Below are 23,404 nucleotides of genomic sequence, written 5' to 3'. Positions count from 1 at the left end.
TACCCCACCACGATCCATTGCGTCACGGTCGGATCACGTCCGTACACAGGTGATTCGCATGCTGTTCAACGGACCGCCTCCGTCGTCACTCCGGTCCAGCGGTTGGGGAGACACCGACGGCCGCGCCCGGGGAGAATGATCGTCATGGCCACCTCCACCACTTCACGCGGCGGGCTGTCCCTCGCCGCCACGCTGCTCACCGCATCCGTCGCCCTCTACATGGCGCTCGTCGCCTTCGGGAACATCACCGACTTCGGGACCAACCAGCAGTTCGTCCGCCATGTTCTGGCCATGGACACCACGTTCAAGGACGAGGACTTGATGTGGCGGGCCATCACCAGCGAGGGACTGCAGGACGCCGCCTACGTCGCGATCATCGCGTGGGAGACCGTCGCCGCCCTCGTCCTCATATACGGCAGCTGGCTGTGGGCCAGACGGGACGAGGCGCGTGCCCGGCGGATGTCGACGTACGGGCTGCTGATGGTGATGCTGCTGTTCGGGGCCGGGTTCATCGCGATCGGCGGTGAGTGGTTCTCGATGTGGCAGTCGAAGACCTGGAACGGGCTGGACGCCGCGATCCGGGTGTTCGTGTTCAGCGGGGTCGTGCTGATCGTCAACCAGCTGTCCGCCCCGCGGTCGGAGACGTCCGCTACTTGACCACGGCCACGGTCGTGCCGACCGTGCCGAACGCCCACAGTGCCGAGCCGTCCGCCTTCTTCATCCGGACACCGCCCGTCTTCGCGCCGGAGGCGGCGGGCGGCGGCGATGCCCCGTCGACCGCGTTGGAAAAGGCGACGGAAACGCCGGACTTCGCGGTGAAGTACATGATGTGCTCGATCCGGACGCCGTCCGAGCCGGTCGTCGCCGGGTTGCGGAACGATATCGCGTACGTGCCGGGGTCGGGGCTGACCGTGCCCGGCCAGACGGTGAAGGTACGGCGGGTCGCGTCGCTCGCGTCGACCAGCCAGACCCGCTTCTCGCCGAGGGAGTAGACGATGCGCCGGCCGCTGCCGGAGCCGTCGGGCACCCTCGCCGGGACCGACGCCGTGGGCGTGGGCTGCGCCGACGCCGTGGCGCTCGGCTTGGCGGAGCCGGCGGTGGGGTGCGCACCCCGGTCCGCCTGCACGCCCAGGACCGTCACCGCGGCTATCGCTCCCACGGTCAGCCCGGTCACCCAGGCCCACGAAGGAAGTCGGGCAGGCACCGGCACGCATCTCCTCAGTCACGGGACCCCGCACACCACCGGGGTTCCGATCATCGTACTGCGCGTCCGCCACTCCCCAGGCGGCCACGAGGGCACCGACCGCCTCAGGGCCCGTCGGCCGTCTCGCGGACCGGTACCGGCCCGGTGCCGGCGCCGCGGGCGGCGTGGCGCGGGGAGCGCACCGGGGCCGGGTACGAGAGGTGCACCAGCCGGGTCTGCTCCTGCCGCATGTGCGTGAGCGACTCGAGGATGTAGCCCACGAGCAGGACCAGGGCGGCGATCGTCATGATCGCGGCTGCGAGGATCGCCGTGGGAACGCGGGGCACGGTACCGGTCTCGATGAAGTCGGCGATGACGGGGATGCCGAGGATGACCGAGACCAGCGCCAGCACGCCCGCGATCACGGTGTGGACGAGCGAGGGGCGCTCGCGGCGCGCCAGGTCGAGGATGACCCGCAGGATGCGCCAGCCGTCCCGGTACGTGCGCAGCTTGCTCTCGCCGCCGGCGGGCCGGACCCGGTAGTCCACGACCACCTCCGCCGTGGGCAGCCGCAGGTGCAGCGCGTGGATGGTCATCTCGGTCTCGGTCTCGAACTCGCGGGCCAGCGCCGGGAAGGACTTCACGAAGCGCCGCGAGAAGACCCGGTAGCCGCTGAGCATGTCGCTCACGTCGTTGCCGAACAGCGACCGCACGGCCCCGGTGAGTACCTTGTTGCCCACCGCGTGCCCGGCCCGGTAGGCCCCGTCGACCGTCACCCGTCGGGCCCCCACGACCTGGTCGTACGGCCCATCGAAGAGCAGGTCCACCAGGTCCCGGGCGCGGGAGGCGTCGTAGGTGTCGTCGCCGTCGATGATGAGCAGCGCGTCCGCGTCCACGTCGGCGAAGGCCCGGCGGATCACGTTGCCCTTGCCCTTGCGGGACTCCTCCCGGACGATCGCGCCCGCCTCCCGGGCGAGCTCCACCGTGCGGTCGGTGGAGGCGTTGTCGTACACGTAGACGACGGCCTCGGGGAGGGTCGCTCGCAGGTCGCGGACCACCTTGCCGACGGCCGCCTCCTCGTTGTGACACGGCACGACACACGCGATCGTCGGTCGCACGACCACTCCTCACTCGAACCGATGCGTCATACGTACGAAATAATGCGATATGAGCGTGCCGGGGCGGTGAGGGCGCGCCGGGTGGTTACGCTCGCCGTGTGCCGGTCCTCGCATCTGTGACGCTGCGTGCGCGTGACGCCATCAAGGGCATCTGGCGCGAGGCCGCCAAGTTCGGCGTCATCGGGGCCCTGGCCTTCGTCGTCGACAACGGCGGCTACAACCTGCTCGTCTTCGGACTGCCGGGGGGTGCGGGGGGCGGGCCGATGAGCGCCTCCCCCGTCGAGGCGTCCGTCATCGCGACGGGTGTCGCCGCGCTCTTCAGCTGGGTCGGGAACCGCTACTGGACCTACCGCCACCAGCACCGCGAGAAGGTGACCCGCGAACTCGCCCTGTTCCTCGTCGCCAACGGCGTCGGGCTCGCCATCACCGCCGGCACCGTCTTCGCCTCCCGGGAGCTGCTCGGGCTCGACTCGGCGCTCAGCGACAACACCGCCCGCATCCTCGGCTGGGTGCTGGCGACGCTGTTCCGCTTCTACACCTATCGGCGCTACGTCTTCGTCGCACCCTGAGCGGCAGGCATCCGACGACCCGTTAGCATCCGGCACATGGGACAAAAGGGATGGATGCCGCGTACGCAGCACTGGGTCTGGGGGCTGGCCGCCGTCGCCGCGGGGTGCTGCCTGGCCACGATCCTCGTCTTCGCCCCCGGCTACCTGAGTCCCGACAGCCTCGACCAGCTCCGGCAGGCCAGGGGAACGACACCGCTGACCGACTGGCATCCGCCGGTGCTGAGTCTGGTGTGGCGTGCACTCATCGCCGTGACCGGCTCGATCGCGTCCATGCTCGTCCTGCAGTCCCTCGTCTTCTGGGGCGCGCTGTGGGTCATGGCCTGGTGCGTCTGGGCGCTGACCGCGAGCCGTGCGGGTTCGCTCGCGGTGCTCGGGCTCGGGCTGTTGCCCTTCGTGCTGACGTTCGTCGGGGTCGTGTGGAAGGACGTGCACGCGGCGTTCGCGCTGCTCGCGGCCGGCGCGGTCGCCTTCACCGGGCTGCGAATCCGGGACAGGCGGGTCCACCCCGCCGTACGGTGGGGCCTGCTCTGGCTGGGTGTGCTGTTCCTCGCCTACGCCATGCTCGTGCGCAAGAACGCCTTCCTCGCCGCGATCCCCGTCTTCGTCATGCTGGTCCTCGCGCTGTGGCGCGACCCCGGGCGCCGTACCTGGGTGATGTGCACGGCCGCCCTCGTGGCCGGGCTCGTCGTGCCCGCCGCCGCCATCTCGCTGTTCGCGAAGCCGCTGCAGACCGAACAGGGCGCGCAGATCATGCTCGACGACCTGGTGCATGTGCTGAGGGTGGACGAACTGCGGTCCGCCGACGTGTCACCCGACCTGCGGGACCGGCTCGTGGCCTCGGCGCGGGAGTGCGAACGGATCGGGGCCCTGTCTGACGCCTACTGGGCCTGCTACGAGCGCCCGGCGGACGGGCTGCGCGGGGACTCCGACGAGATCACGTCCCTGTGGCTGCGCGAGATGAGCGGGCATGTGCCGCAGTACCTCCAGTACCGGCTGCGGCTCTTCACGAGTCTGCTGTTCGAGACCGGCTACCCGTACAAAGCGGGGGTCAGCCGCAACGACCTGGGCATCGAGGTGGCGCATCCCCGGCTGGAGGACATGCTCGACACGTACGTCAACGGCATCGTGACGGACCTGCGGTGGCTGTTCCGCGGCTGGTTCTGGCTCGCGGCCGCGCTGATGCTCGCCGTCCGCCCCGGCAAGGGCACCTTCTCCATGCCGATCCGCGCGCTGGGCATCAGTTCGGCGGCGTACATCCTCGGCTATCTGCCGATCATGCCCGCGACGGACTTCCGCTACCTCTACTGGCCGGCGATCGCCTGCGCCCTCGGCCTGCTCCTGCTGTGGCTGGACCGAGCCCCGGCCACTCCCCCACCGGCGACCCCCGGCACCTCGGCCGATCACGCCCTGAGGGCACATCAGCCGGCGGACACCGGGGGCCAGTAGAGGGCCGGTCGCTCAGTCCAGCACCGGCAGCAGCTCCGGCAGGTGTCCGTCCGACGCCTGAGCCGCCCGCTGCCGCTCCTCGGGCACCTCCCCGTACAGGGTGTTCCGGGGCTTGGCCGGGCGGCCCGCGGCGTCCGCGACCGCGATCAGGTCCTTGACCGACTTGTAGGAGCCGTAGGACGAGCCCGCCATGCGGGAGATGGTCTCCTCCATGAGTGTCCCGCCGAGGTCGTTCGCGCCGGAGCGGAGCATCTCGGCCGCGCCCTCGGTGCCCAGCTTGACCCAGCTGGTCTGGATGTTGGGGATGTAGGGGTGCAACAGGAGCCGGGCCATGGCCGTGACCGCGCGGTTGTCCCGCATGGTCGGGCCCGGGCGGGCGATCCCCGCCAGGTACACGGGCGCGTTGGTGTGCACGAACGGCAGCGTCACGAACTCGGTGAAGCCGCCGGTGCGCTGCTGGATGCCGGCGAGGGTGCGCAGGTGCCCGAGCCAGTGGCGGGGCTGGTCGACGTGCCCGTACATCATCGTCGAGGACGACCGGATACCCAGCTCGTGGGCCGTCGTCACGACCTCGATCCAGTCCGCCGCGGGCAGCTTGCCCTTGGTCAGGATCCAGCGGACCTCGTCGTCGAGGATCTCGGCGGCGGTGCCCGGGATGGTGTCCAGGCCGGCTTCCTTGGCGGCGGTCAGCCACTCGCGGACCGACATCCCGGTGCGGGTCGCGCCGTTGACGACCTCCATCGGTGAGAAGGCGTGCACGTGCATGCCGGGGACGCGTTCCTTCACCGCCCGCGCGATGTCGAAGTAGGCCGTGCCGGGCAGGTCCGGGTGGATGCCGCCCTGCATGCACACCTCCACCGCGCCGACGTCCCAGGCCTGCTGCGCCCGGTCGGCGACCTGGTCCAGGGAGAGGGTGTAGGCGTCGGCGTCCGTGCGGCGCTGGGCGAAGGCGCAGAAGCGGCAGCCCGTGTAGCAGACGTTGGTGAAGTTGATGTTGCGGGTGACGATGTAGGTGACCTCGTCGCCCACGGCCGACTTCCGTACGTCGTCGGCGACGCGGGCGAGCGCGTCCAGCGCCGGGCCGTCCGCGTGCAGCAGGGCGAGCGCCTCGTCGTCGGTGAGTTTCGTGGGGTCGTCGGCCGCCGTGCGCAGTGCCTGCCGTACGTCGGTGTCGATGCGCTCCGGTGCCATGCCCGGGGCAGCCGCCTCACGCAGGGCGCCCCAGTCGCCGTACACCTCGTCGAAGTCGTCCCGGCGGTCGGAGGTGCGGCCCTCGGTGTCGATGGAGGTGTGCAGGTCGGTGCGGCCGGAGGACACGAAGACCTCCTCCGACTCCTGCCACGGCAGGCCCCGCGGCAGGGCTTCGGGGCGTGCGAGCCCGGTTTCCGGGTCGGCCAGCGCGGCCACGTGCGGGCGCAGCCGCGGGTCCAGCCAGGGCTCGCCGCGCCGTACGAACTCCGGGTACACGCAGAGGCGTTCGCGCAGTTCAAAACCGGCGGCGCGGGACTTCTCGGCGAGCTGGTCGATCTGCGGCCAGGGGCGTTCGGGGTTGACGTGGTCGATGGTGAGCGGCGAGACCCCGCCCCAGTCGTCGATGCCGGCGCCGATCAGCCGCTCGTACTCGTCGTCGACGAGGTTGGGCGGGGCCTGGATACAGCCCGAGGGGCCCATGAGCAGCCGGGCGACGGCCACCGTGGCGACCAGCTCGTCCAGTTCCGCGTCGGGCATGCCGCGCATCGCGGTGTCGGGCTTGGCGCGGAAGTTCTGGATGATCAGTTCCTGGATGCCGTGGTAGGCACGGGAGACCTTCCGCAGCGCGAACAGCGACTCGGCGCGCTCCTCGTAGGTCTCCCCGATGCCTATCAGCAGCCCGGAGGTGAAGGGCACGGAGGAACGCCCGGCGTCCTCCAGGACCCGCAGGCGCACGGCGGGCTCCTTGTCGGGAGAGCCGTGGTGGGGGCCGCCCGGCTCGGACCAGAGGCGGGTCGCGGTCGTCTCCAGCATCATGCCCATGCTGGGCGCGACCGGCTTCAGGCGCTGGAAGTCGGTCCAGCTCATGACGCCCGGGTTCAGGTGCGGGAGGAGGCCCGTCTCCTCCAGGATGCGGATGGAGATGGCACGGACGTAGGCGATGGTGTCGTCGTAGCCGTGCGCGTCGAGCCACTCGCGCGCCTCCGGCCAACGGTCCTCGGGCTTGTCGCCGAGGGTGATGAGGGCTTCCTTGCAGCCGAGCGCGGCGCCCTTGCGGGCGATGTCCAGGACCTCGTCGGGCGACATGAACATCCCGTGGCCCGCCCGGCGCAGCTTGCCGGGGACGGTGACGAACGTGCAGTAGTGGCACTTGTCCCGGCACAGTCGGGTCAGCGGGATGAAGACGCTCTTCGAGTACGTGATGACGCCCGGCCGGCCGGCCGCCTCCAGGCCCGCGTCCCGCACCCGGGCGGCCGAGGCCGACAGGTCCTCCAGATGCCCGCCCCGGGCCTGGAGCAGGACCGCCGCCTCGGCGACGTCGAGCGAGACGCCGTCCCTGGCCCGTTTCAGGGCGCGACGCAGGGAGTTCTCGGTGGGGCCGGTTCCGGAGGTCGCGGAGGTCGTCATCCTTCGAGCATACGAGTGCGCTGATCAGACGCGGGGAGACCCGTCAGTGGAAGGCCAGCCACCCGATGCCCAGGGCGGACACGAGACCGGCGGCGGCGACGGCGGCCGGGCGGTTGCGGTGCAGGGCGAACCACAGCAGCGCGGCGGTCACGAGGACCGCGGCCGTGCCGATCGCGCCGCGCAGCAGTCCTTGGCTGTAGCCGTACTCGCCGAAACGGCGCACGAGCCAGGAAAACCAGACAAACCTCACGACGCCCCCCCGTGGTGACTGCGAGCCGGGCCCTCGTCCCGTGCGGCGCGGCGGTCAGTCGCGCAGGGACGGGCACCCGCTCGGTTCTTGACCCGCAGTTTAGGGGTCTTTGCACTATGACCCGGGCGGGCACAGTGCAAGGACCCCTCAGCAGGGGAGGCGAACCGGTCTGCCTGGCCGGGCGGTTGTCAGAGGTACTGCGCGAGGCCGTCCAGCACCTTCAGCACCTCCGTCTCCCCCGCCGGGGGCAGCTGCGTCACGACCTCCTCGATGCCGAGGTCGGCGTAGTGGGCGAGCTTGCCCGGGGTCGGGTGGACGGCGTACGGGACGACCTGGAGGGCCTGGGGGTCGCGGCCCGCTTCCGTCCAGGCGGTGCGCAGCCGGGGCAGGGACTCGGACAGGCCGCGTCCGCCGATGGGCAGCCAGCCGTCGGCGTACTCGCAGATGTGGGCGAACAGCTTGGGCCCGGCGCCCCCGCCGACGAGCGTGCGCGGGCCGACGACCGGGCCGCGCGGCTCCTGCACGGGCTTGGGGTGGGCGTGACTGGCCCGGACGCCGCCGAACTCCCCCTCGTAGGCGACCGGCTCCTGCGACCACAGGGCACGCATCAGCGCCATCCGGTCCCGGACCAGCTCGCGCCGGGTGCTCCACCGCACGCCGTGGTCGGCGGCCTCCTCGACGTTCCAGCCGAATCCGAGCCCGAGCGTGAACCGGCCGCCGGAGAGGTGGTCCAGGGTCGCGATCTGCTTGGCCAGGTCGATCGGGTCGTGCTGGGCGACCAGGGTGATGCCCGTGCCCAGCCCGAGCCGCTCGGTGACGGCGGCGGCCTGGCCGAGCGCCACGAACGGGTCGAGGGTGCGGCCGTACTCGCCCGGCAGCTCGCCGCCCGCGGGGTACGGGGTGGTCCGCTCGACGGGGATGTGCGTGTGCTCGGGCAGATACAGCCCGGCGAAACCGCGGTCCTCCAACTCCCGGGCGAGCCGGGTCGGGGTGATCGTCTCGTCGGTGAGGAAGATCGTTACGGCGATGCGCATGACCCATCTCTACCCGAGGGGTGCCCGACTGTCCATACCGACCGGTCGGCATTTCATGCCCGCCGTGTCGGCGAAATCCGCCGATCCCCTTGCCGTGCACCGGAGTTCACGGCTGAAGTCAAGGGTTGCAGGCAGCACCCCCGCATCACCCATGCCCTGTCGCCGACGACACCTGGGAGCAGCAGCATGTGCGAGGACGACCATGTCGGGCTCGGCCGGCGCGCCCTGTTCGTGACGGGAGCGGCCGCCGCGCTTACGTTGGGAAGCGTGAGCTTCGCTTCAGCGGCCGACGGGGGCCGGGAGAGCAGAACGGTGCGCGGCACGCTGCCGCCCGGCTCCCCGGACTTCGTGTACGTGCCCGTCGAGGTCCCGGCCGGGGTCCGGGAGATCAAGGTCGCCTACACCTACGACCGGCCGTCCGTCCCGCCGGGCACGACCGGCAACGCCCTCGACATCGGGATCTTCGACGACCGCGGTACCGAGCTCGGCGGCCGGGGCTTCCGCGGCTGGTCGGGCGGGGCGCGCACCGAGTTCTTCCTCCGCGCCGACGACGCCACGCCCGGCTACCTGCCCGGCCCGGTGCGCGAGGGCACCTGGCACATCGCGCTCGGCCCGTACACGATCGCCCCGCAGGGCCTGTCGTACGAGATCACGATCACGCTGACCCACGGCGAGCCGGACGAGGCCGTCGAGCCGGTGTACCCGCCGGACCGGGCCAAGGGCCGGGGCCGGGCCTGGTACCGGGGCGACTGCCATCTGCACTCCTGGCACTCCGACGGCCGCCGCACCCCCGCCGAGATCGGGGAGCTGGCCCGCGCGGCCGGCCTGGACTTCATCAACTCCTCCGAGCACAACACGCACTCGGCGCACGCCCACTGGGCCGACGTGGCCGGGGACGACCTGCTGGTCATGCTGGGCGAGGAGATCACCACCCGCAACGGCCACGTCGTCGCGCTCGGCACCGACCCGGGCACCTTCGTCGACTGGCGCTACCGGGCCCGCGACAACCTCTTCGGCCGGTTCGCCCGGCAGATCCGCCGCGCCGGCGGCCTGGTCGTCCCGGCCCATCCGCACGCCACCTGCGTCGGCTGCAACTGGAAGTTCGGCTTCGGCGAGGCCGACGCGATCGAGGTCTGGAACGGCCCCTACACGCCCGACGACGAGGTCGCCCTGGCCGACTGGGACAGCATGCTGGTGGCGTCCGTGCGGGACGGCCGCGACTGGATCCCGGCGATGGGCAGCAGCGACGCCCACCGCGCCCCGGACGCCGTGGGTAGTCCGCAGACGGTCGTCCTGGCCGACGACCTGACCCGTGAGGCCATCCAAAGCGGCATCCGGGCGGGACGGTCGTACATCGCCGAGTCCGCCAGGGTCGCGCTGTCGTTCCGGGCGTCCGGCGGGCGCGGCGAACACGCGGGCATCGGCGAGCGGCTCACCGTCGGCCGCGACACCCCGGTCACCGTCCGCCTGGAGGTCACGGGCGCTCCGCGCTGCACGGTCCGCTTCGTCACCGACCAGGGTGTGCTGCACACCAGCGCGCCGCTGCCGGTGTCCGGCTCGGGTGCCGTCGAGTGGCGGACGACCCCGTCGTACGCGGCGTACGTGCGGGCAGAGTTGCGGCACGAGGCGGCGGCGGGGCCGCTGCCCGGGCCGTTGGCGGCGTTCACCAACCCGATCTTCCTGGGGCGCCGCACGGACTAGGGGTCAGGTCCGGTCCGCCAGGTCGGCCACGACCGCCGCGTGGTCGGAGGGCCACACCCCGTCGACCGGGCCGTGGCACGCCCGCCGCACGTCCCGGACATGGCCGAGTCCGCCGGGACCGGGCGGGCCCACGTGGATGTAGTCGATACGCACGCTGGGCTCCCGGGCCGCCGCCACGTACGGGTTGGCCGCGTCCCAGGTGGCGGCGGGCGCGGCCGGGTCGGCGTACTCCCAGGCGTCCAGCAGGACCTGGCCGGGCACCACCGGGGCGGTCTTGTAACCGCCGAGCAGGCGGACCTCGTCGGAGTCGGGCCAGGCGTTGAGGTCACCGGTGACGACGGGCGGGAACGGGGTGTCGCCGCGGTGCCGGGCCACGAACTCGGCGAGCGCGGCGACCTGGCCGCAGCGGACCGCCGAGGCGTGCTCCGCGGCGGCGAAGTGGGTGGTGAAGAAGGGCACCTCGTGGGCGGGTCCGGCCAGACGGGCGTACAGGGCCACCCGGCCGTCGTCCAGGTCCGCCGGGGCGGGCAGCGACAGCACGTCCCGGTCGACGATGGGCCATCTGCTGAGCACGGCGTTGCCTATGTCCACCGTGGGGTCCCCGATCCGCCGCCGCCAGCGCTGCGGGGCGGGCGAGGCGGCCCAGGCACAGTGCAGGCCCAGCTCACCGGCCAGCCACTCGGCGAGGTTCTCGCCGTCGGCGGCCCACACCTCCTGCAGGCCCACGACATCGGGCCGCAGCTCCCGCAGGGCCGTGAGAATCGCCTTCTGCCGCGCCTGCCACGGCCCGAAGCGCCACCACAGATTCCAGGTCACGATCCGCATCCGCAGCCACCCGCTCCCGTCGTTGCGGCGTCGGGGATCATTGAAGCAGGAACCATTGGAGAAACGGTGAGAGCTTCGTGCGAAGGCGACCCGCCGGCTCCGCCGCACCGACCTGAGGTTCCGCCAGGCTCCTCTGACGTCACCGCGCGGCCACGTCCTGCCGTGGGCGTCCATGGCATCACGGCAGCGTTGACATGACGAAGCGTCATCTCTGGCGGCAGGGGCCTGTTCAGGCCGCGATGGCGTGATCCGCACAGTCCGGCCGGGCCGCACGCGGAGAGAGTGTGCAGACCCGGTGGACTCCCGTGCGCCGCCCTGTGATCGGTGTCTCCCACGGCTGACGTATCCGCCGCGCACAAGGCAAACTGGCCTGGTTGCTCAGGATGTCTAGGGGGACTGCATGGACGGTGTACCGGTCGGTGTACCGCGCGTACCGGAGCAGCGGCGGCCCGACTCCACGGCGGAGTCACCGGAGTCGGCGAAAGCGGCGGAACCGGAGAAGCCGGCCGGGCTCGCGACGCCGACGGCTTCCGCAGCGCTGCGATTCAGTGTGCTCGGCCCCGTGCGCGCCTGGCGCGGTGACGAGTCGATCACCACCGGTTCCCCTCAGCAACGCGCCCTGCTCGCCGCCCTGCTCCTCCGCGAGGGCCGTACGGCCACCGCCGCGGAACTGATCGACGCCCTCTGGGGCGAGGAACCGCCCTCGCAGGCCCTGGCGGCGCTGCGGACGTACGCCTCCCGCCTGCGCAAGATCCTGGACCCGGGCGTCCTGGTGAGCGAGTCCGGTGGCTACGCGGTACGGGACCTCGCCGAGGGCGCCCTGGACCTCGCCGTCGCCCAGGACCTGGCCACCGAGGCGGAGAAGGCCCGCTCGGCCGGCGACCTCTGCCACGCCCGTGACGTGCTGCGGCGCGCCCTCGCCCACTGGGACGGGGAGACGTTGGCCGGCGTACCCGGCCCGTACGCGGAGGCCCAGCGGGTCCGCCTGGAGGAATGGCGGCTCCAGCTCCTCGAATCCCGCCTGGACATGGATCTGGAGCAGGGCTGCCACGCCGAGGCGGTGTCGGAGCTCACCGCCCTCACCGCCGCCCATCCGCTCCGTGAGCGGCTCCGCGAGCTGCTGATGCTGGCGCTCTACCGCAGCGGCCGCCAGGCCGAGGCCCTCGCGGTGTACGCCGACACCCGGCGCCTGCTCGCCGACGAACTGGGCGTGGACCCGCGCCCCGGCCTGAGCGAGCTGCAGCAGCGGATCCTTCAGGCGGACCCTGGACTGGCGGAGCCCTCCTCCCCGGCCCCCGAGCCGGCCGCCGTCCCGCTCCGGCCCGCGCAACTGCCCGCGACGGTTCCCGACTTCACGGGCCGCTCCGCCTTCGTGCGCGACCTCGGCGACCTCCTGGCCTCCGCGGAGGGCCGGGTCATGGCGGTCTCGGCCGTGGCCGGCATCGGCGGCGTCGGCAAGACGACCCTGGCCGTGCACGTGGCCCACCAGGCGCGCTCGGCGTTCCCGGACGGGCAGTTGTACGTCGACCTGCAGGGCGCGGGCGCCCGGGCGGCGGAGCCGGAGACGGTCCTGGGCTCCTTCCTCCGCGCGCTCGGCACGGCCGACTCGGCGATCCCCGACTCGCTGGAGGAACGCGCGGCGCTGTACCGCTCGGTCCTGGCCGGCCGCCGCGTCCTGGTCCTGCTGGACAACGCCCGGGACGCCGCCCAGGTGCGCCCCCTGTTGCCCGGCACGGACGGCTGCGCCGCGCTGGTCACCTCCCGGGTGCGGATGGTGGACCTGGCGGGCGCGCACCTGGTCGACCTGGACGTGATGTCCCCGGACGAGGCGCTGGCGCTGTTCACGAAGATCGTGGGCGAGGAGCGGGTGGCGTCCGAGCGGAAGGCCGCCCTGGACGTGGTCGCGGCCTGCGGTTTCCTGCCGCTGGCGATCCGTATCGCGGCGTCCCGCCTGGCGGCCCGCCGCACCTGGACGGTGTCGGTCCTCGCGGTGAAGCTCGCCGACGAACGCCGCCGCCTGGACGAACTCCAGGCCGGCGACCTGGCGGTGAAGGCCACGTTCGAGCTCGGCTACGGCCAGCTGGAGCCCACCCAGGCCCGCGCCTTCCGGCTGCTGGGCCTGGCGGACGGCCCCGACATCTCCCTCGCGGCGGCAGCAGCGGTCCTGGACCTCCCGGTCGAGGACACGGAGGACCTGCTCGAGTCCCTCGTCGACACCTCACTCCTCGAATCCGCGGCTCCCGGCCGCTACCGCTTCCACGACCTCGTCCGGCTCTACGCGCGTGCGTGCGCGGAAAGGGACGAACAGCCGCCGAGCGAGCGGGGGGCGGCGCTCTCGCGACTGCTGGACTTCTATCTGGCGTCGGCCGCGGGGGTGTACGCGATCGAGCGGCCGGGGGACCGGCTGGTGGACCACCTCGAACCGACCTCGTATCCGGGGCTGCGGTTCGAGAACCGGCACACGGCGCAGGACTGGCTGTACGCGGAGGCCATCTGCCTCCTCGCCTGCGTACGGCAGTCGGCTGGGCAGCCGGAGACGCTCCCCCGGGCGATCGACATGCTGTGGGCCGCGCACGACCTGTCCGAGTCGGGAGCCAACTCCAAGGAGTACGAGGCGACGGCCAAGGCGCTTGTCGACGCGGCCCGGCTGCACGGCCTCGACCGGGCGGAGGCGCGTGCACTGATGACCCTCGTCAACGTCCACCATGTGAGCGGCCGTTTCGAGCGGGCCGAGGAGGAGGCGGAACGGGCCATCGCCCTCGCCCAGGAGGCCGACGACCTGCTTCCCGTCTGCTGGGCCCGCAACGCGCGCGGCATCATCGCGCTGTACCAGAACCGGCACGAGGACGGCGAGGAGCACCTTTCCCGGGCCATCGAGCACTTCCGTGCTCTCGGCGACCGCCCCGGCGAGGCCGCCGCGCTCTGCAACCTGTCCCGGATCCACCTGGCGACCGGGCGGACCCGGAGTGCGGTCGCGCTGGCCCAGGAGGGCATCGACATCTACGACGCCATGGGCAACTCCATGCGCGGCGCGAACGCCCGTTACGCCCTCGGGCTCGCCCTCACCCAGAGCGGGGAGCTGGGCAACGCGGCCGGACGGCTCCAGGAAGCGCTGGAGGTGTTCCGCGACAGCAGGCAGCGCCTCTGGGAGGGCATGAGCCTGTTCCGGCTGGCCGAGGTGGATCTCGCCGCCCGCCGCCCCGCGCAGGCCGCCGCCAACGCCGAGATGGCCCTCACCGTGCTCCGCGGTATCGGCGGGGAGTGGCGGCGCGGCAACGTCCTCACGGTCCTGGGCCGCGCGCTCACCGGTATCGGCCAGTCGGGCCGGGCTCAGGTCTGCTGGCAGGAAGCGGCCGGGATCTACGAGGAACTGGGCTCGCCCGAGGCCGCCGAGGTGCGCGCCCTGCTGTCCCCGGTGCGGGTGGCCTGAGGGGTCCTTGCACTATGAGCGTCCGATCAGGTCGCGTGGTCCGGTGCCGTGCATCGCAAGGCGCCTAAGTGCCCTGGTAGCGGAGCTGCCTGGGCGCTTCGGCAACGCGGCGAGGCGCGGTGCCAGGCCGCGCGACCCGGGCGGGCACAGTGCAAGGACCCCTGAGGCCTGGTCGGCGCGTTCATCATTCGTTTATCGCTCCACGCCATGCTTGTCGTAGTCGATCCGTCGTGTCGGGGGGGGCAGACGGGTCACTGCATCGGGCCCAGCACCGGCGACAAACGGTGTGCGGCCCTGGTGGGCCCGTCCGGTCGTCCTCGGGGGAATGACCGGGCGGGCCCGCCGACCTCACTGCTCGATCCATTGCCAAGGGGAGATGACGATCATGGGGGACGAGCTCAAGCCGCAGGACCTGCACGCGACGGGCACCACGGACGGCGAGGCGTCCACGGAGGACCTGCACGCCACGGAAGAGGGCGCCGTCACGACGCAGGACCTGCACGCCACCGGCGAGCCGCTGGAGACCAAGGACCTGCACGCCACGTCGGAGCCCTTCAAGCCGACGAAGTAAGCGATCTCGACACGGGGTTCGGCCGCGGCGGCGCGGAGGGGGAGCCGTCGCGGCCGATGCGTGTCCGCACACGGATGCGGTCGCGGCCGATGCGTGTCCGCACACGGATGCCGTGGATGCCGTCGCGGCCGATGCGTGTCCGCGCGGATGCCGTCCCGCCACAGCGGAACGACCCTCACGACCTGCCCGCGCAGCTTCCCCGTGTCGCCCTCGCCGGACGCGAAGAGCACCACACCCCCGGGCCGCCGCCTCGCGATCACGGCCAAACCCGCGCCGATCGCGTGCTTGGCCGTGCAGGCCCGTCAGCGGGCGGAGTGCGCCGCCGGTCCGGGCCCGCCATAGTGGGTCCCGACGATCAGCAGTCGGCCAGAACCCGAGGTGACGGCATGCCCGGCGAGCAACCGCAGATGTACGAGACGCTCGATGAGCGCTTCCGGACGGGCCGGTGTCAGGCCGGGGACTCGCGGCTGGAGACGTTGTTCGAGGGGTGCCGGTGGGCCGAGGGGCCCGTGTACGTGCCCGCCGGGCGGTTCCTCCTGTGGAGCGACATCCCGAACGACCGGTTGCTGCGGTGGGACGAGACCACCGGGGCCGTCGGGGTCTTCCGCTCGCCCGCCGGGTTCCCGAACGGCAACACCCTCGACGGCCAGGGCCGTCTCATCACCTGTGAGCAGGGGAACCGGCGGGTGACCCGGACCGAGCACGACGGTTCCGTGACGGTGCTCGCCGAGCGGTTCCGGGGGAAGCGGCTCAACAGCCCGAACGACGCCGTCGTGAAGTCCGACGGGTCGATCTGGTTCTCCGACCCCGAGTTCGGAATCGCCACCGACTACGAGGGGCATCGCGGGGACAGTGAGATCGGCGCCCGGAACGTCTACCGCATCGACCCCACCGACGGGGAGGTGCGGCTGGTCGCCGACGGGTTCCAGGGGCCCAACGGGCTGGTGTTCTCGCCCGACGAGCGGCGGCTGTACGTGTCCGACAGCATCGCCGGCCACATCCGCGTCTTCGACGTCCGCGAGGACGGGAGCCTCGGTGGCGGTGACACCTTCGCGCAGTGCGAGAGCCAGAAGGGCAGCTTCGACAACATCCGGTGCGACGACGAGGGGCGGCTCTGGGCGGCCGCCATGCACGGGGGCGTGCACTGCTACGACCCCGACGGCACGCTCCTCGGGCGCATCCTGGTCCCCGGCACCGTCGCCAACGTCCGGTTCGGCGGCGCCCGCCGCAACCGCCTGTTCATCGCCGCCGACACCACCCTCTACTCCCTGATGATGTCCGTGACCGGGACCCCGCCCCTGCCGGTCGTCATCCGGTGAACCGGCCGTCCAGTGCCCCACAGGTGATGCGGGGTACGGCCCTCGACGACCGCCTCGGCCTCGGCGTACCGTTCGGCCGCCGTCCTGCCCAGGCCCGGAAGGCTCTCCCATTCCGTATCCGTATCCGCTCGCACAGCAATCCTTCCCAGCCGTCACACAGAAGCTGACTGACCGTCATATCGGTTGGCTCGTCGTGCCGGCAGCGGCGGGTCGCTCGGCGTCGGGCCGAAGTGCCCGGCTTCGCGGGGCGGCGGCGGGAGTACCGGCTGCGTCAGACAAATCGTTTACTCATACACACGTATGCTCGTGGCGTGATTGAGCATCGGATGATCGACGTGAACGGCATACGACTGCACATCGCGGAGCAGGGCGAGGGCCCGCTCGTGGTGCTGCTGCACGGATTCCCGGAGTCCTGGCACTCCTGGCGGCACCAGTTCGGGCCGCTGGCCGAGGCCGGTTTCCGGGTGGTCGCGCCCGACCAGCGCGGCTACGGCGGCAGCGATCACCCCGAGGACGTGGCCGCCTACAGCATCCTCCACCTGGTGGGGGACGTGGTCGGGCTGATCCACGCGCTCGGCGAGGAGCAGGCGTTCGTCGTCGGGCACGACTGGGGGGCGTCGGTCGCCTGGCACACCGCGCTGCTGCGGCCGGACGTGGTGCGCGCGGTGGCGGGGCTGAGCGTGCCGCCGCCGTTCCGCGGGAGCCGGCCTCCGCTGCAGAGCATGCGGGAGCGCTTCGAGGGACGGTTCTACTGGAACTACTTCGAGCAGCCCGGCGTCGCGGACGCCGAGTTCGCCGCCGACCCCCGGACCGCCCTGCGCAAGCTGCTCTACTCCACCTCCGGTGACGCGCCCGGTGCCGGGCGTCCCGAGCAGGCCCTGGTCGACCTGGAGCGCGGCTGGCTGGCGGACGCGCCGGACCCCGAGGTGCTGCCCCCGTGGCTCACCGAGAAAGACCTCGACCAGCTCACCGAGAGCTTCGCGCCGGGCTTCACCGGCGCGCTCAACTGGTACCGCAACCTGGACCGCAACTGGGAGCTGACCGCCCCCTGGCACGGCGCGGTGGTGTCCCCGCCCGCGCTGTACGTGTACGGCGACCGGGACCTGGTCCCCGCCTTCCCGGGCACGCGCGAACTGATCGAGAGGCTGCCCGAGTTGATGCCGAACCTGCGCCGCAAGCCGCTCGTGCTGCCGGGCTGCGGCCACTGGACGCAGCAGGAGCGGCCCGACGAGGTGAACGCGGCGCTGCTCGACTTCCTGAGCGAGCTGCGGGACTGACCTGCGTCAGCCCAGCTCCCGTTCAGTCGTCGACGAGGGCCTAGCAGTCCACCTCGCAGGGGTCGACCGAGTCCACCAGGCCCGAGCCCACCTCGACGTCGACGGTCGCCGTGCCCTGGACGGGGACCGTGACGTCCGCGCACCGGTCGACGACGGTGATGCCCCGGGCACCGGCCGCCGTCCGGCCCCCTTTCGCACGCCGGTACGACGGCAGCCCGGGGCGCGTCACGCGGTGCGCGCCGTGCCCGTGCCCTTCTCCGCGTCCAGGGCGTACACGCAGCGGTCCTTGCTGCACGCGTACACCACCCCGTCCCGGACGACCGGGGAGCCGGTGATCTCGCCGCCGGTGGCGAGCTTCCAGCGCAGCCGGCCGTCGTCGGCCTTCAGGGTGTAGAGCAGGTGGTCGGTGGAGCCGAAGTGGATACGGCCCTCGGCCACCGAGGGGGCGCCCACGATGTCGCCGCCCGCCTGGAAGCGCCACTTGGGCGTACCGGTGACCGCGTCGAGGGTGTAGAGGCCCTTGCCGCTGCCCACGTGGACGTGCCCGGCGGCGACGAGGACGGGCTCGACGGAGGCGCGGGACTCGGTGGCGATGCGCCAGCGGTCGCGGCCGTCGGTGGCGTCGAGGGCGTAGACCGTGCCGAGGTAGTCGGCCAGGTAGATGCCGCCGCCGGTGACGGCGGGGCCCGGGACGAAGGTGGGCGGGCAGAGGAAGACGGCCGGGGCCTCGAAGTGCCACTTCACCTGCCCCGCGGCCACGTCGAGTGCGAGGACGCGGGTGCCGGCGCTGACGTACACGTACCCGTCACTCGCCTGGGTGAGCCGGACCGGGACGCCGCCGCAGGAGGCCGCGTCGCCGATCGGGTACGACCAGCGCTCGTCGCCGGTGCGGGCGTCCAGGGCGCGCAGTCGGGCGTCCTGCCACACGTAGACCGTGCCGTCGTGCAGGGCGGGGCCGGCCTCGGGGGACTCGAAGTCGCTCTGGCAGCCGGTGATCTCCCAGAGCTTGTGGCCGTTGGACGCCTCCCAGCCCTGGACGCCGCCACCGCGGGTGCCGGTGACGACGGTGCCGCGGCCGGCCTTGAGCGAGTAGACCCAGGCGTCCGTCTGCAGGCGCCACAGGTCGGCGCCCTCGCGGGCGTCCAGGGCGAACAGCGTGGGCCCGTCGGAGGCGTGGATACGGCCGTCCGCGACCGCCATGGACCAGGCGACGTCACGGGTCTTGAAGCGGCGGCGGCCGGTGGCGACGTCCAGGGCGTGCACCTCGAAGGAGGTGACGTAGACGAGGTCGCCGGCGACGGAGGGGGTGCCCCAGACGTCGTTGGACATGCGGAAGCGCCAGGGTCGCCAGCCGCCGGCCTGCTCGGGCGGCACGGCGGGGGCCGGGGGCGCGGCGACGGCAGGGCCTACGGCGGGGTCCGTGCCGTTGACGCCGGGGCGGGGCTTGGACCAGGAGGCGGCGAGGGCGGCCTCCGGAGGGGGTGCCTTGACGGCGGCGGCACGGACGTCGGCGACGCGCGGGCCCGGGCCGATGGGCACCTGGGCGCCGGCCAGCCGGACGGGGCCGGTGTCGGGGCCGCCGACGGGAGCGGGCGAGGGCGCGGGGACGACGGGGTCGTGCGAGGGCGGGGGCGGGATGGGCGCGGGGCCCGGGGCGGGGCGCCCGCCGCCGCTGCGGCCGGTGCCGGGGGCGGGCTTGCCGGCCGGACGGCCGTTGCGGCGGGACTCGATCAGGCCGACGGCCCGCTCGGGCAGCCACGCGGAGGCCGTGCCGCTGTCGTCGGAGCCGGAACCGAAGAGGTGGGGGGCCAGCTGGGCCTGGAGGTCGGCCGGATTGGGGCGGGCCGTGGGGTCCATCTGCATACAGGACTCGATGAGCGGACGCAGCTCGTCCGGGAGCCCTTCGAGGTCCGGGCCCTCGCGGAGCAGCATGAAGACCGTCTCGACCGGGTTGGCGCCGTGGAAGGGCGGGTGTCCGGTGGCGGCGAAGACCAGCATGGAGCCGAGGGAGAAGACGTCGCTGGCGCCGGTGACGCTGCGGGAGTCCTTGGCCTGCTCGGGGGACATGTAGGCGGGGGTGCCGACGGCGACGTTCGTCATCGTCAAACGGGTGTTCGAGACGCCGGAGGCGATACCGAAGTCGATCACCCGGGGGCCGTCCTCGACGACGAGGACGTTCGACGGCTTGAGGTCCCGGTGCACCAGCCCGGCGCCGTGGATGGACTGGAGCGCCTCGGCCACGCCCGCGGCCAGCCAGCGCACCGCCTGGGCCGGGAGCGGCCCGCAGTCGTTCACTATCTCCTCGAGGGAGGGTGCGGGGACGTACGCGGTGGCCAGCCACGGCACGGCGGCGCGCGGGTCGGCGTCCACGACGGCGGCCGTGTAGAAGCCGGAGACGGCACGGGCCGCCTCCACCTCACGTGTGAAGCGGACCCGGAACAGCTGGTCCTCGGCCAGCTCCGTCCGGACGGTCTTGATCGCCACGCGCCGGCCGGACGCCGAGCGCGCGAGATAGACCAGCCCCATGCCGCCGGCACCCAGCCGTCCCAGCACCTCGAACGGCCCGATCCGCCGCGGATCGTGCTGCGTCAGCTGATCCACCACTCTGCCTGCCACCTCCCCGTACGAGCCGCGCCAAGCCACATGTTCCACGCGACCCCGTGCAGCGTCTCACCACCGCACCGCCCTGGCGGCACGCACCCTGATTCTTCCTGGCCGGAGCCGTGGTTGCGAACCCGGTGACAATTCGGATGTCTCACCACACAGTCGACCAAACACAGACCAAACAAAGAGCAAACAATGCCTGCTCAGCGGTGCAGCAGCGCGAAGGACGCCCCTTGATTGTCCGTGACGACGGCGACGGTTCCGTACGAGGCCGCGAAAGGCGGAGCCTGAATGCGGCCTCCGAGCCGGGTCACGTCCTCCAGCGCGGCCGGCAGGTCCTCGACGGCGAAGTGGACGAGGAAGTGCGGCGGCATCTCGGCCGGGAAGACGGAGGAGACCGGGGCGCGACCGAAATCGGGCTCGGCGTCCGGCCCGAACAGGGCCTCCTGGAAGAGATCGCCGTAGAAGGTGTTGGCCGCCGCGGTGTCCCGGGCGTACAGCTCGGCCCAGGCGAAGGTGCCCGGCTCGTGCCGCCTGCCGAAGCCAGGGTGCTCGTCCGGCTGCCACAGGGCGAAGACCGCCCCTTCCGGGTCGGTGACGAGCGCGGTGACGCCGAGTTCGCCGGCCGGCACCGGCGCCGAGACGACCTGCCCGCCGGCGTCCCGGATGCGCCGGGCCAGGGCCGTCGCGTCCGGGGTCGCGAAGTACACCGTCCAGACGGTGGGCAGCCGGCCGTCCATCTTGCGGACCAGCGCGGCCACGGGCTCGCCGTCCTTCAGCGCCTGCGCGAAGGGGCCGAACCAGTCCTCGAAGGTCCACCCGAAAAGTTCACCGTAGAACCGCTTGCCCGCTTCGACGTCGGGAAGCTGCGCGTCCACCCAGCAGGGGACGCCCTCTGCGTACACCGATGCCCTGTTTTCGGCCATGCCGCCAACGTAACCGCGACTGCCGCACCGCGCAGACCAGGCACACCAGCCTCCGGACTCCCTCACACCCCATTTGCAGTCGGCCGAATCGCGCCCAGATCACGCCTCGGTAAGCTGACGACATGACAGGACAAGTGCGTACCGTCGACGGCCGCGTGGCCGGTCGGCGTGGGCAGGCGACCCGGCAGAAGCTGCTCGACTGCCTCAGCGAGATGCTCAGCTCCTCCCCGTACCGGGACGTCAAAGTCATCGATGTCGCCCGGAGAGCGGGCACTTCGCCCGCGACCTTCTACCAGTACTTCCCGGACGTCGAAGGCGCCGTCCTGGAGATCGCCGAGCAAATGGCGACGGAGGGTGCCGCGTTGGCCGAGCTCCTTCAGGGCCGCTCCTGGGCCGGCAAGGCCGGCTGGCAGACGGCGCAGGAACTCGTCGACGGTTTCCTGGAGTTCTGGCGCAAGAACGACGCGATCCTCCGGGTCGTGGATCTCGGCGCCGCCGAGGGCGACAAGCGCTTCTCCAAGCTCCGCACGAAGATCCTCAACTCGGTGAACAACTCCCTCGCGGACGCCGTCGCCGAGCTCCAGTCCAAGGGCAGGGTCGACAAGGACGTGAACCCGGCGGCCGTCGCCGGTTCGCTGGTCGCGATGCTCGCGGCCGTCGCCTCCCACCAGAAGGGCTTCTCCTCCCTGGGCGTGAAGCAGGCCGAACTGAAGCCGAACCTCGCGCTGTTGGTACACCTGGGCGTCACCGGGAGGAAGCCGACGAAGTAGCCGGTCGCAGCGCCTTTTTCCTTTCCAGGTCCTGTCTGGCAGGCGGCGGTCCACCCGGGTGGACCGCCGCCTGCCGCGCTTTCCACCGCCGGTTCTACCGCCGCACGATCCGGAACAGCACCTTTCCGCGGGTGATCCGGTGCCGGCCCGGCCCAGGGCCGGGAAGACGTACGGCGCCTGCCGCGCGAACTCAAGGGTGCAGGATCCCTGGCGCACGAACCGCCCGCTCCGCGCCATCAGCCGGGCTCCTCGAAGACGTCTGCGTCGAGGTCGCCGAGTACCTGGGCCTGCGTCCCACCTGAGTCGACTCCGCCTTTGTGGGCGGTGCGACCTGGAAGGTCATGCGGCCGCGGCGGCCGCGATCACGGTCGGGCACGCGCGCGTGGTGCTGCTCGCCCACGGCTCGACGGTCCGCGCGCTCATCAGGGCGGGCCGCCGCACCGGGACGTCGTCCTTCGGCACGTGCGGACCCCTGCAGTTCGAGGTCCCCTTCCGCTCCTCGGGGACGGTGGTGCTCGGGGCTGGGCGACCCATATTCGGTTCCCGGGAACAGCCGGGCGGGGCAAGGGCGTTGGTCCGACACCGAGCTTCCGAGCTTCCTGCCGAAGGAAACCGCAATGGCCCTGACCCGCGCAGAGCGTGAACAGTTCCTGGCCGAGCCGCACGTCGCCGCGCTCGCGGTCGACGCGGGTGCGGGCAGGGCCCCGCTCACGGTGCCGATCTGGTACCAGTACGAGCCCGGTGGCGACATCTGGATCATGACGCGCCTGGACTCCCGCAAGTACGAACTGATCAGCGCGGCGGGCCGGTTCTCGTTGATGGTGGACCGGCTGGAGCCCACGATCCGGTACGTGTCGGTCGAGGGCCCGGTCGTCGAGACGGTCCCCGCCACCCTCGACCGGCTCCAGGAGATCTCGGCGCGCTACCTGCCGGCCGAGAAGGTCGACGGCTATGTGGACTTCGCCTGGAAGAACTACGGTGAGCAACTGGTGCTGCGGATGCGGCCGGAGCGGTGGCTCTCCTCGGACCTCGGACAGGTGTGACGAACCCGCCGGGGTGACAATCGGGGCATGGCAACCGATCTTCACGAGCTGCTGAGGTCTCTGCGGGTCTGGGACCCCGAGGTCACGGACCTGCCCTCCTTCGACCCGGCCGCCGCACCGGCCGCCCCGCTGCCGCTCTTCGCCGAGTGGTTCGCGGCGGCGGTGGCGGCCGGGCAGACCGAGCCGCACACCATGTCCCTGGCGACCTCGGACGACTCGGGCCTGCCCGACGTGCGGATCGTGATGCTGCACGGGGCGGACGCCGACGGCTGGTCCTTCGCCTCGCACGCCGGCAGCCGCAAGGGGCGCCACCTCGCCGCCCGGCCGTACGCCGCGCTCGGCTTCTACTGGCCCGTGCTGGGCCGCCAGGTCCGGGTGCGCGGCCCGGTGTCGCAGGCCCCGTCCGAGGAGTCCCAGGGCGACCTCCACGCCCGCTCGACGGGCGCGCTGGCTGCGGCGCTGACCGGGCGCCAGAGCGAGGTCCTGGAGTCGCCGGACGCCCTGGCGCGGGCCTCGGAGTCGGCATGGGAGCACGCCGCGGCGGAACCGGAGGCTCCCGTCCCGTCCTGGACTCTCTATCGGCTGCGGGCCGAGGAGGTCGAGTTCTTCCAGGGTGACGAGCGGCGACGGCACGTCCGGCTCCGCTACCGGCGCGAAGGGGAAGGGGAGGTGTGGTCGCGGGAGCTGCTGTGGCCGTGAGGGGCCCCGGCGCACTAGACGACCGACTCACCCTGACGCCC

20 protein-coding genes and 1 pseudogene are annotated in these 23,404 nt (G+C 72.3%); 12 read left to right on the top strand and 9 right to left on the bottom strand.

What is annotated here, in order from left to right:
• Positions 1-144: 144 nt before the first annotated feature.
• Positions 145-657 carry a DUF2165 domain-containing protein gene (locus tag ACWD1U_RS20765; protein WP_451109376.1) on the top strand — a complete coding sequence of 171 codons (513 nt, stop codon included), beginning with the start codon at positions 145-147 and terminating at the stop codon, positions 655-657.
• On the opposite strand, the gene ACWD1U_RS20760 is transcribed toward ACWD1U_RS20765, so the two are convergent.
• Positions 650-1,204, bottom strand: coding sequence for a hypothetical protein (locus tag ACWD1U_RS20760; protein ID WP_451109375.1), 555 nt, complete (start codon positions 1,202-1,204; stop codon positions 650-652). The genes ACWD1U_RS20765 and ACWD1U_RS20760 overlap by 8 nt on opposite strands.
• A gap of 104 nt (positions 1,205-1,308) precedes the next feature.
• Complete coding sequence (locus ACWD1U_RS20755; protein ID WP_451109373.1) at positions 1,309-2,307, bottom strand: glycosyltransferase family 2 protein; 999 nt, start codon at positions 2,305-2,307, stop codon at positions 1,309-1,311.
• Positions 2,308-2,399: 92 nt separating this feature from the next.
• Between ACWD1U_RS20755 and ACWD1U_RS20750 the strand changes: the two genes are divergently transcribed.
• The gene (locus ACWD1U_RS20750; RefSeq protein ID WP_451109371.1) at positions 2,400-2,870 is read left to right on the top strand and encodes a GtrA family protein; all 471 of its coding nucleotides are present in this window, start codon (positions 2,400-2,402) and stop codon (positions 2,868-2,870) included.
• A 36-nt stretch (positions 2,871-2,906) separates the two neighbouring features.
• On the top strand, positions 2,907-4,316 hold the full coding sequence (locus ACWD1U_RS20745; protein WP_451109369.1) for a hypothetical protein: 1,410 nt from the start codon (positions 2,907-2,909) through the stop codon (positions 4,314-4,316).
• Between the two features lie 12 nt (positions 4,317-4,328).
• Here the strand turns inward: ACWD1U_RS20745 and ACWD1U_RS20740 are convergent, their stop codons facing one another.
• The 3 genes from ACWD1U_RS20740 to ACWD1U_RS20730 all read right to left on the bottom strand — a co-directional run bounded on the left by ACWD1U_RS20740 (position 4,329) and on the right by ACWD1U_RS20730 (position 8,198).
• Entirely contained in the window at positions 4,329-6,914 is a 2,586-nt protein-coding gene (locus tag ACWD1U_RS20740) for a bifunctional FO biosynthesis protein CofGH (RefSeq protein WP_451109368.1), read from the bottom strand.
• Positions 6,915-6,957: 43 nt separating this feature from the next.
• Entirely contained in the window at positions 6,958-7,164 is a 207-nt protein-coding gene (locus ACWD1U_RS20735) for a hypothetical protein (RefSeq protein WP_451109367.1), read from the bottom strand.
• A gap of 188 nt (positions 7,165-7,352) precedes the next feature.
• Positions 7,353-8,198 (bottom strand): LLM class F420-dependent oxidoreductase, encoded by an 846-nt coding sequence (locus tag ACWD1U_RS20730; RefSeq protein ID WP_451109366.1) that lies wholly within the window; start codon positions 8,196-8,198, stop codon positions 7,353-7,355.
• Positions 8,199-8,384: 186 nt separating this feature from the next.
• Between ACWD1U_RS20730 and ACWD1U_RS20725 the strand changes: the two genes are divergently transcribed.
• Complete coding sequence (locus ACWD1U_RS20725) at positions 8,385-9,899, top strand: CehA/McbA family metallohydrolase (protein ID WP_451109364.1); 1,515 nt, start codon at positions 8,385-8,387, stop codon at positions 9,897-9,899.
• Between the two features lie 3 nt (positions 9,900-9,902).
• Here the strand turns inward: ACWD1U_RS20725 and ACWD1U_RS20720 are convergent, their stop codons facing one another.
• Positions 9,903-10,724: an endonuclease/exonuclease/phosphatase family protein gene (locus ACWD1U_RS20720; RefSeq protein ID WP_451109363.1), complete on the bottom strand. Its 822-nt coding sequence runs from the start codon at positions 10,722-10,724 to the stop codon at positions 9,903-9,905.
• Between the two features lie 400 nt (positions 10,725-11,124).
• Here ACWD1U_RS20720 and ACWD1U_RS20715 point away from each other — a divergent pair, with 400 nt between their 5' ends.
• From ACWD1U_RS20715 to ACWD1U_RS20700, 4 genes are all read left to right on the top strand, one after another.
• A complete protein-coding gene (locus tag ACWD1U_RS20715) occupies positions 11,125-14,154 on the top strand; it encodes a BTAD domain-containing putative transcriptional regulator (protein ID WP_451109361.1) in 3,030 nt (1,009 codons plus the stop codon).
• 385 nt (positions 14,155-14,539) lie between these two features.
• The gene (locus tag ACWD1U_RS20710) at positions 14,540-14,725 is read left to right on the top strand and encodes a hypothetical protein (RefSeq protein WP_451109360.1); all 186 of its coding nucleotides are present in this window, start codon (positions 14,540-14,542) and stop codon (positions 14,723-14,725) included.
• A 386-nt stretch (positions 14,726-15,111) separates the two neighbouring features.
• Positions 15,112-16,044 carry an SMP-30/gluconolactonase/LRE family protein gene (locus ACWD1U_RS20705; RefSeq protein ID WP_451109358.1) on the top strand — a complete coding sequence of 311 codons (933 nt, stop codon included), beginning with the start codon at positions 15,112-15,114 and terminating at the stop codon, positions 16,042-16,044.
• Positions 16,045-16,370: 326 nt separating this feature from the next.
• Positions 16,371-17,321 (top strand): alpha/beta fold hydrolase, encoded by a 951-nt coding sequence (locus ACWD1U_RS20700; RefSeq protein ID WP_451109433.1) that lies wholly within the window; start codon positions 16,371-16,373, stop codon positions 17,319-17,321.
• Between the two features lie 40 nt (positions 17,322-17,361).
• Here ACWD1U_RS20700 and ACWD1U_RS20695 read toward each other — a convergent pair whose 3' ends face one another.
• From ACWD1U_RS20695 to ACWD1U_RS20685, 3 genes are all read right to left on the bottom strand, one after another.
• Positions 17,362-17,550, bottom strand: coding sequence for a hypothetical protein (locus ACWD1U_RS20695; RefSeq protein WP_451109356.1), 189 nt, complete (start codon positions 17,548-17,550; stop codon positions 17,362-17,364).
• The gene (locus ACWD1U_RS20690) at positions 17,547-19,925 is read right to left on the bottom strand and encodes an outer membrane protein assembly factor BamB family protein (RefSeq protein ID WP_451109354.1); all 2,379 of its coding nucleotides are present in this window, start codon (positions 19,923-19,925) and stop codon (positions 17,547-17,549) included. Before ACWD1U_RS20690 ends, ACWD1U_RS20695 begins: the two co-directional genes overlap by 4 nt.
• A gap of 203 nt (positions 19,926-20,128) precedes the next feature.
• Positions 20,129-20,851: a VOC family protein gene (locus tag ACWD1U_RS20685; protein ID WP_451109352.1), complete on the bottom strand. Its 723-nt coding sequence runs from the start codon at positions 20,849-20,851 to the stop codon at positions 20,129-20,131.
• A 134-nt stretch (positions 20,852-20,985) separates the two neighbouring features.
• Here ACWD1U_RS20685 and ACWD1U_RS20680 point away from each other — a divergent pair, with 134 nt between their 5' ends.
• From ACWD1U_RS20680 to ACWD1U_RS20665, 4 genes and pseudogenes are all read left to right on the top strand, one after another.
• Complete coding sequence (locus tag ACWD1U_RS20680) at positions 20,986-21,621, top strand: TetR family transcriptional regulator (RefSeq protein ID WP_451109432.1); 636 nt, start codon at positions 20,986-20,988, stop codon at positions 21,619-21,621.
• A gap of 236 nt (positions 21,622-21,857) precedes the next feature.
• Positions 21,858-22,114, top strand: a pseudogene (locus ACWD1U_RS20675) (acetyl-CoA acetyltransferase); the annotation flags it as partial.
• Positions 22,115-22,238: 124 nt separating this feature from the next.
• Entirely contained in the window at positions 22,239-22,664 is a 426-nt protein-coding gene (locus tag ACWD1U_RS20670) for a pyridoxamine 5'-phosphate oxidase family protein (RefSeq protein ID WP_451109351.1), read from the top strand.
• A 27-nt stretch (positions 22,665-22,691) separates the two neighbouring features.
• Complete coding sequence (locus tag ACWD1U_RS20665) at positions 22,692-23,363, top strand: pyridoxine/pyridoxamine 5'-phosphate oxidase (protein ID WP_451109349.1); 672 nt, start codon at positions 22,692-22,694, stop codon at positions 23,361-23,363.
• Positions 23,364-23,404: the final 41 nt, after the last annotated feature.

It is taken from the genome of Streptomyces sp. NPDC002788, from assembly GCF_053592115.1.
Note: the sequence above shows the minus strand (reverse complement) of the source record. Positions and strands in the feature narration are given on the sequence as shown.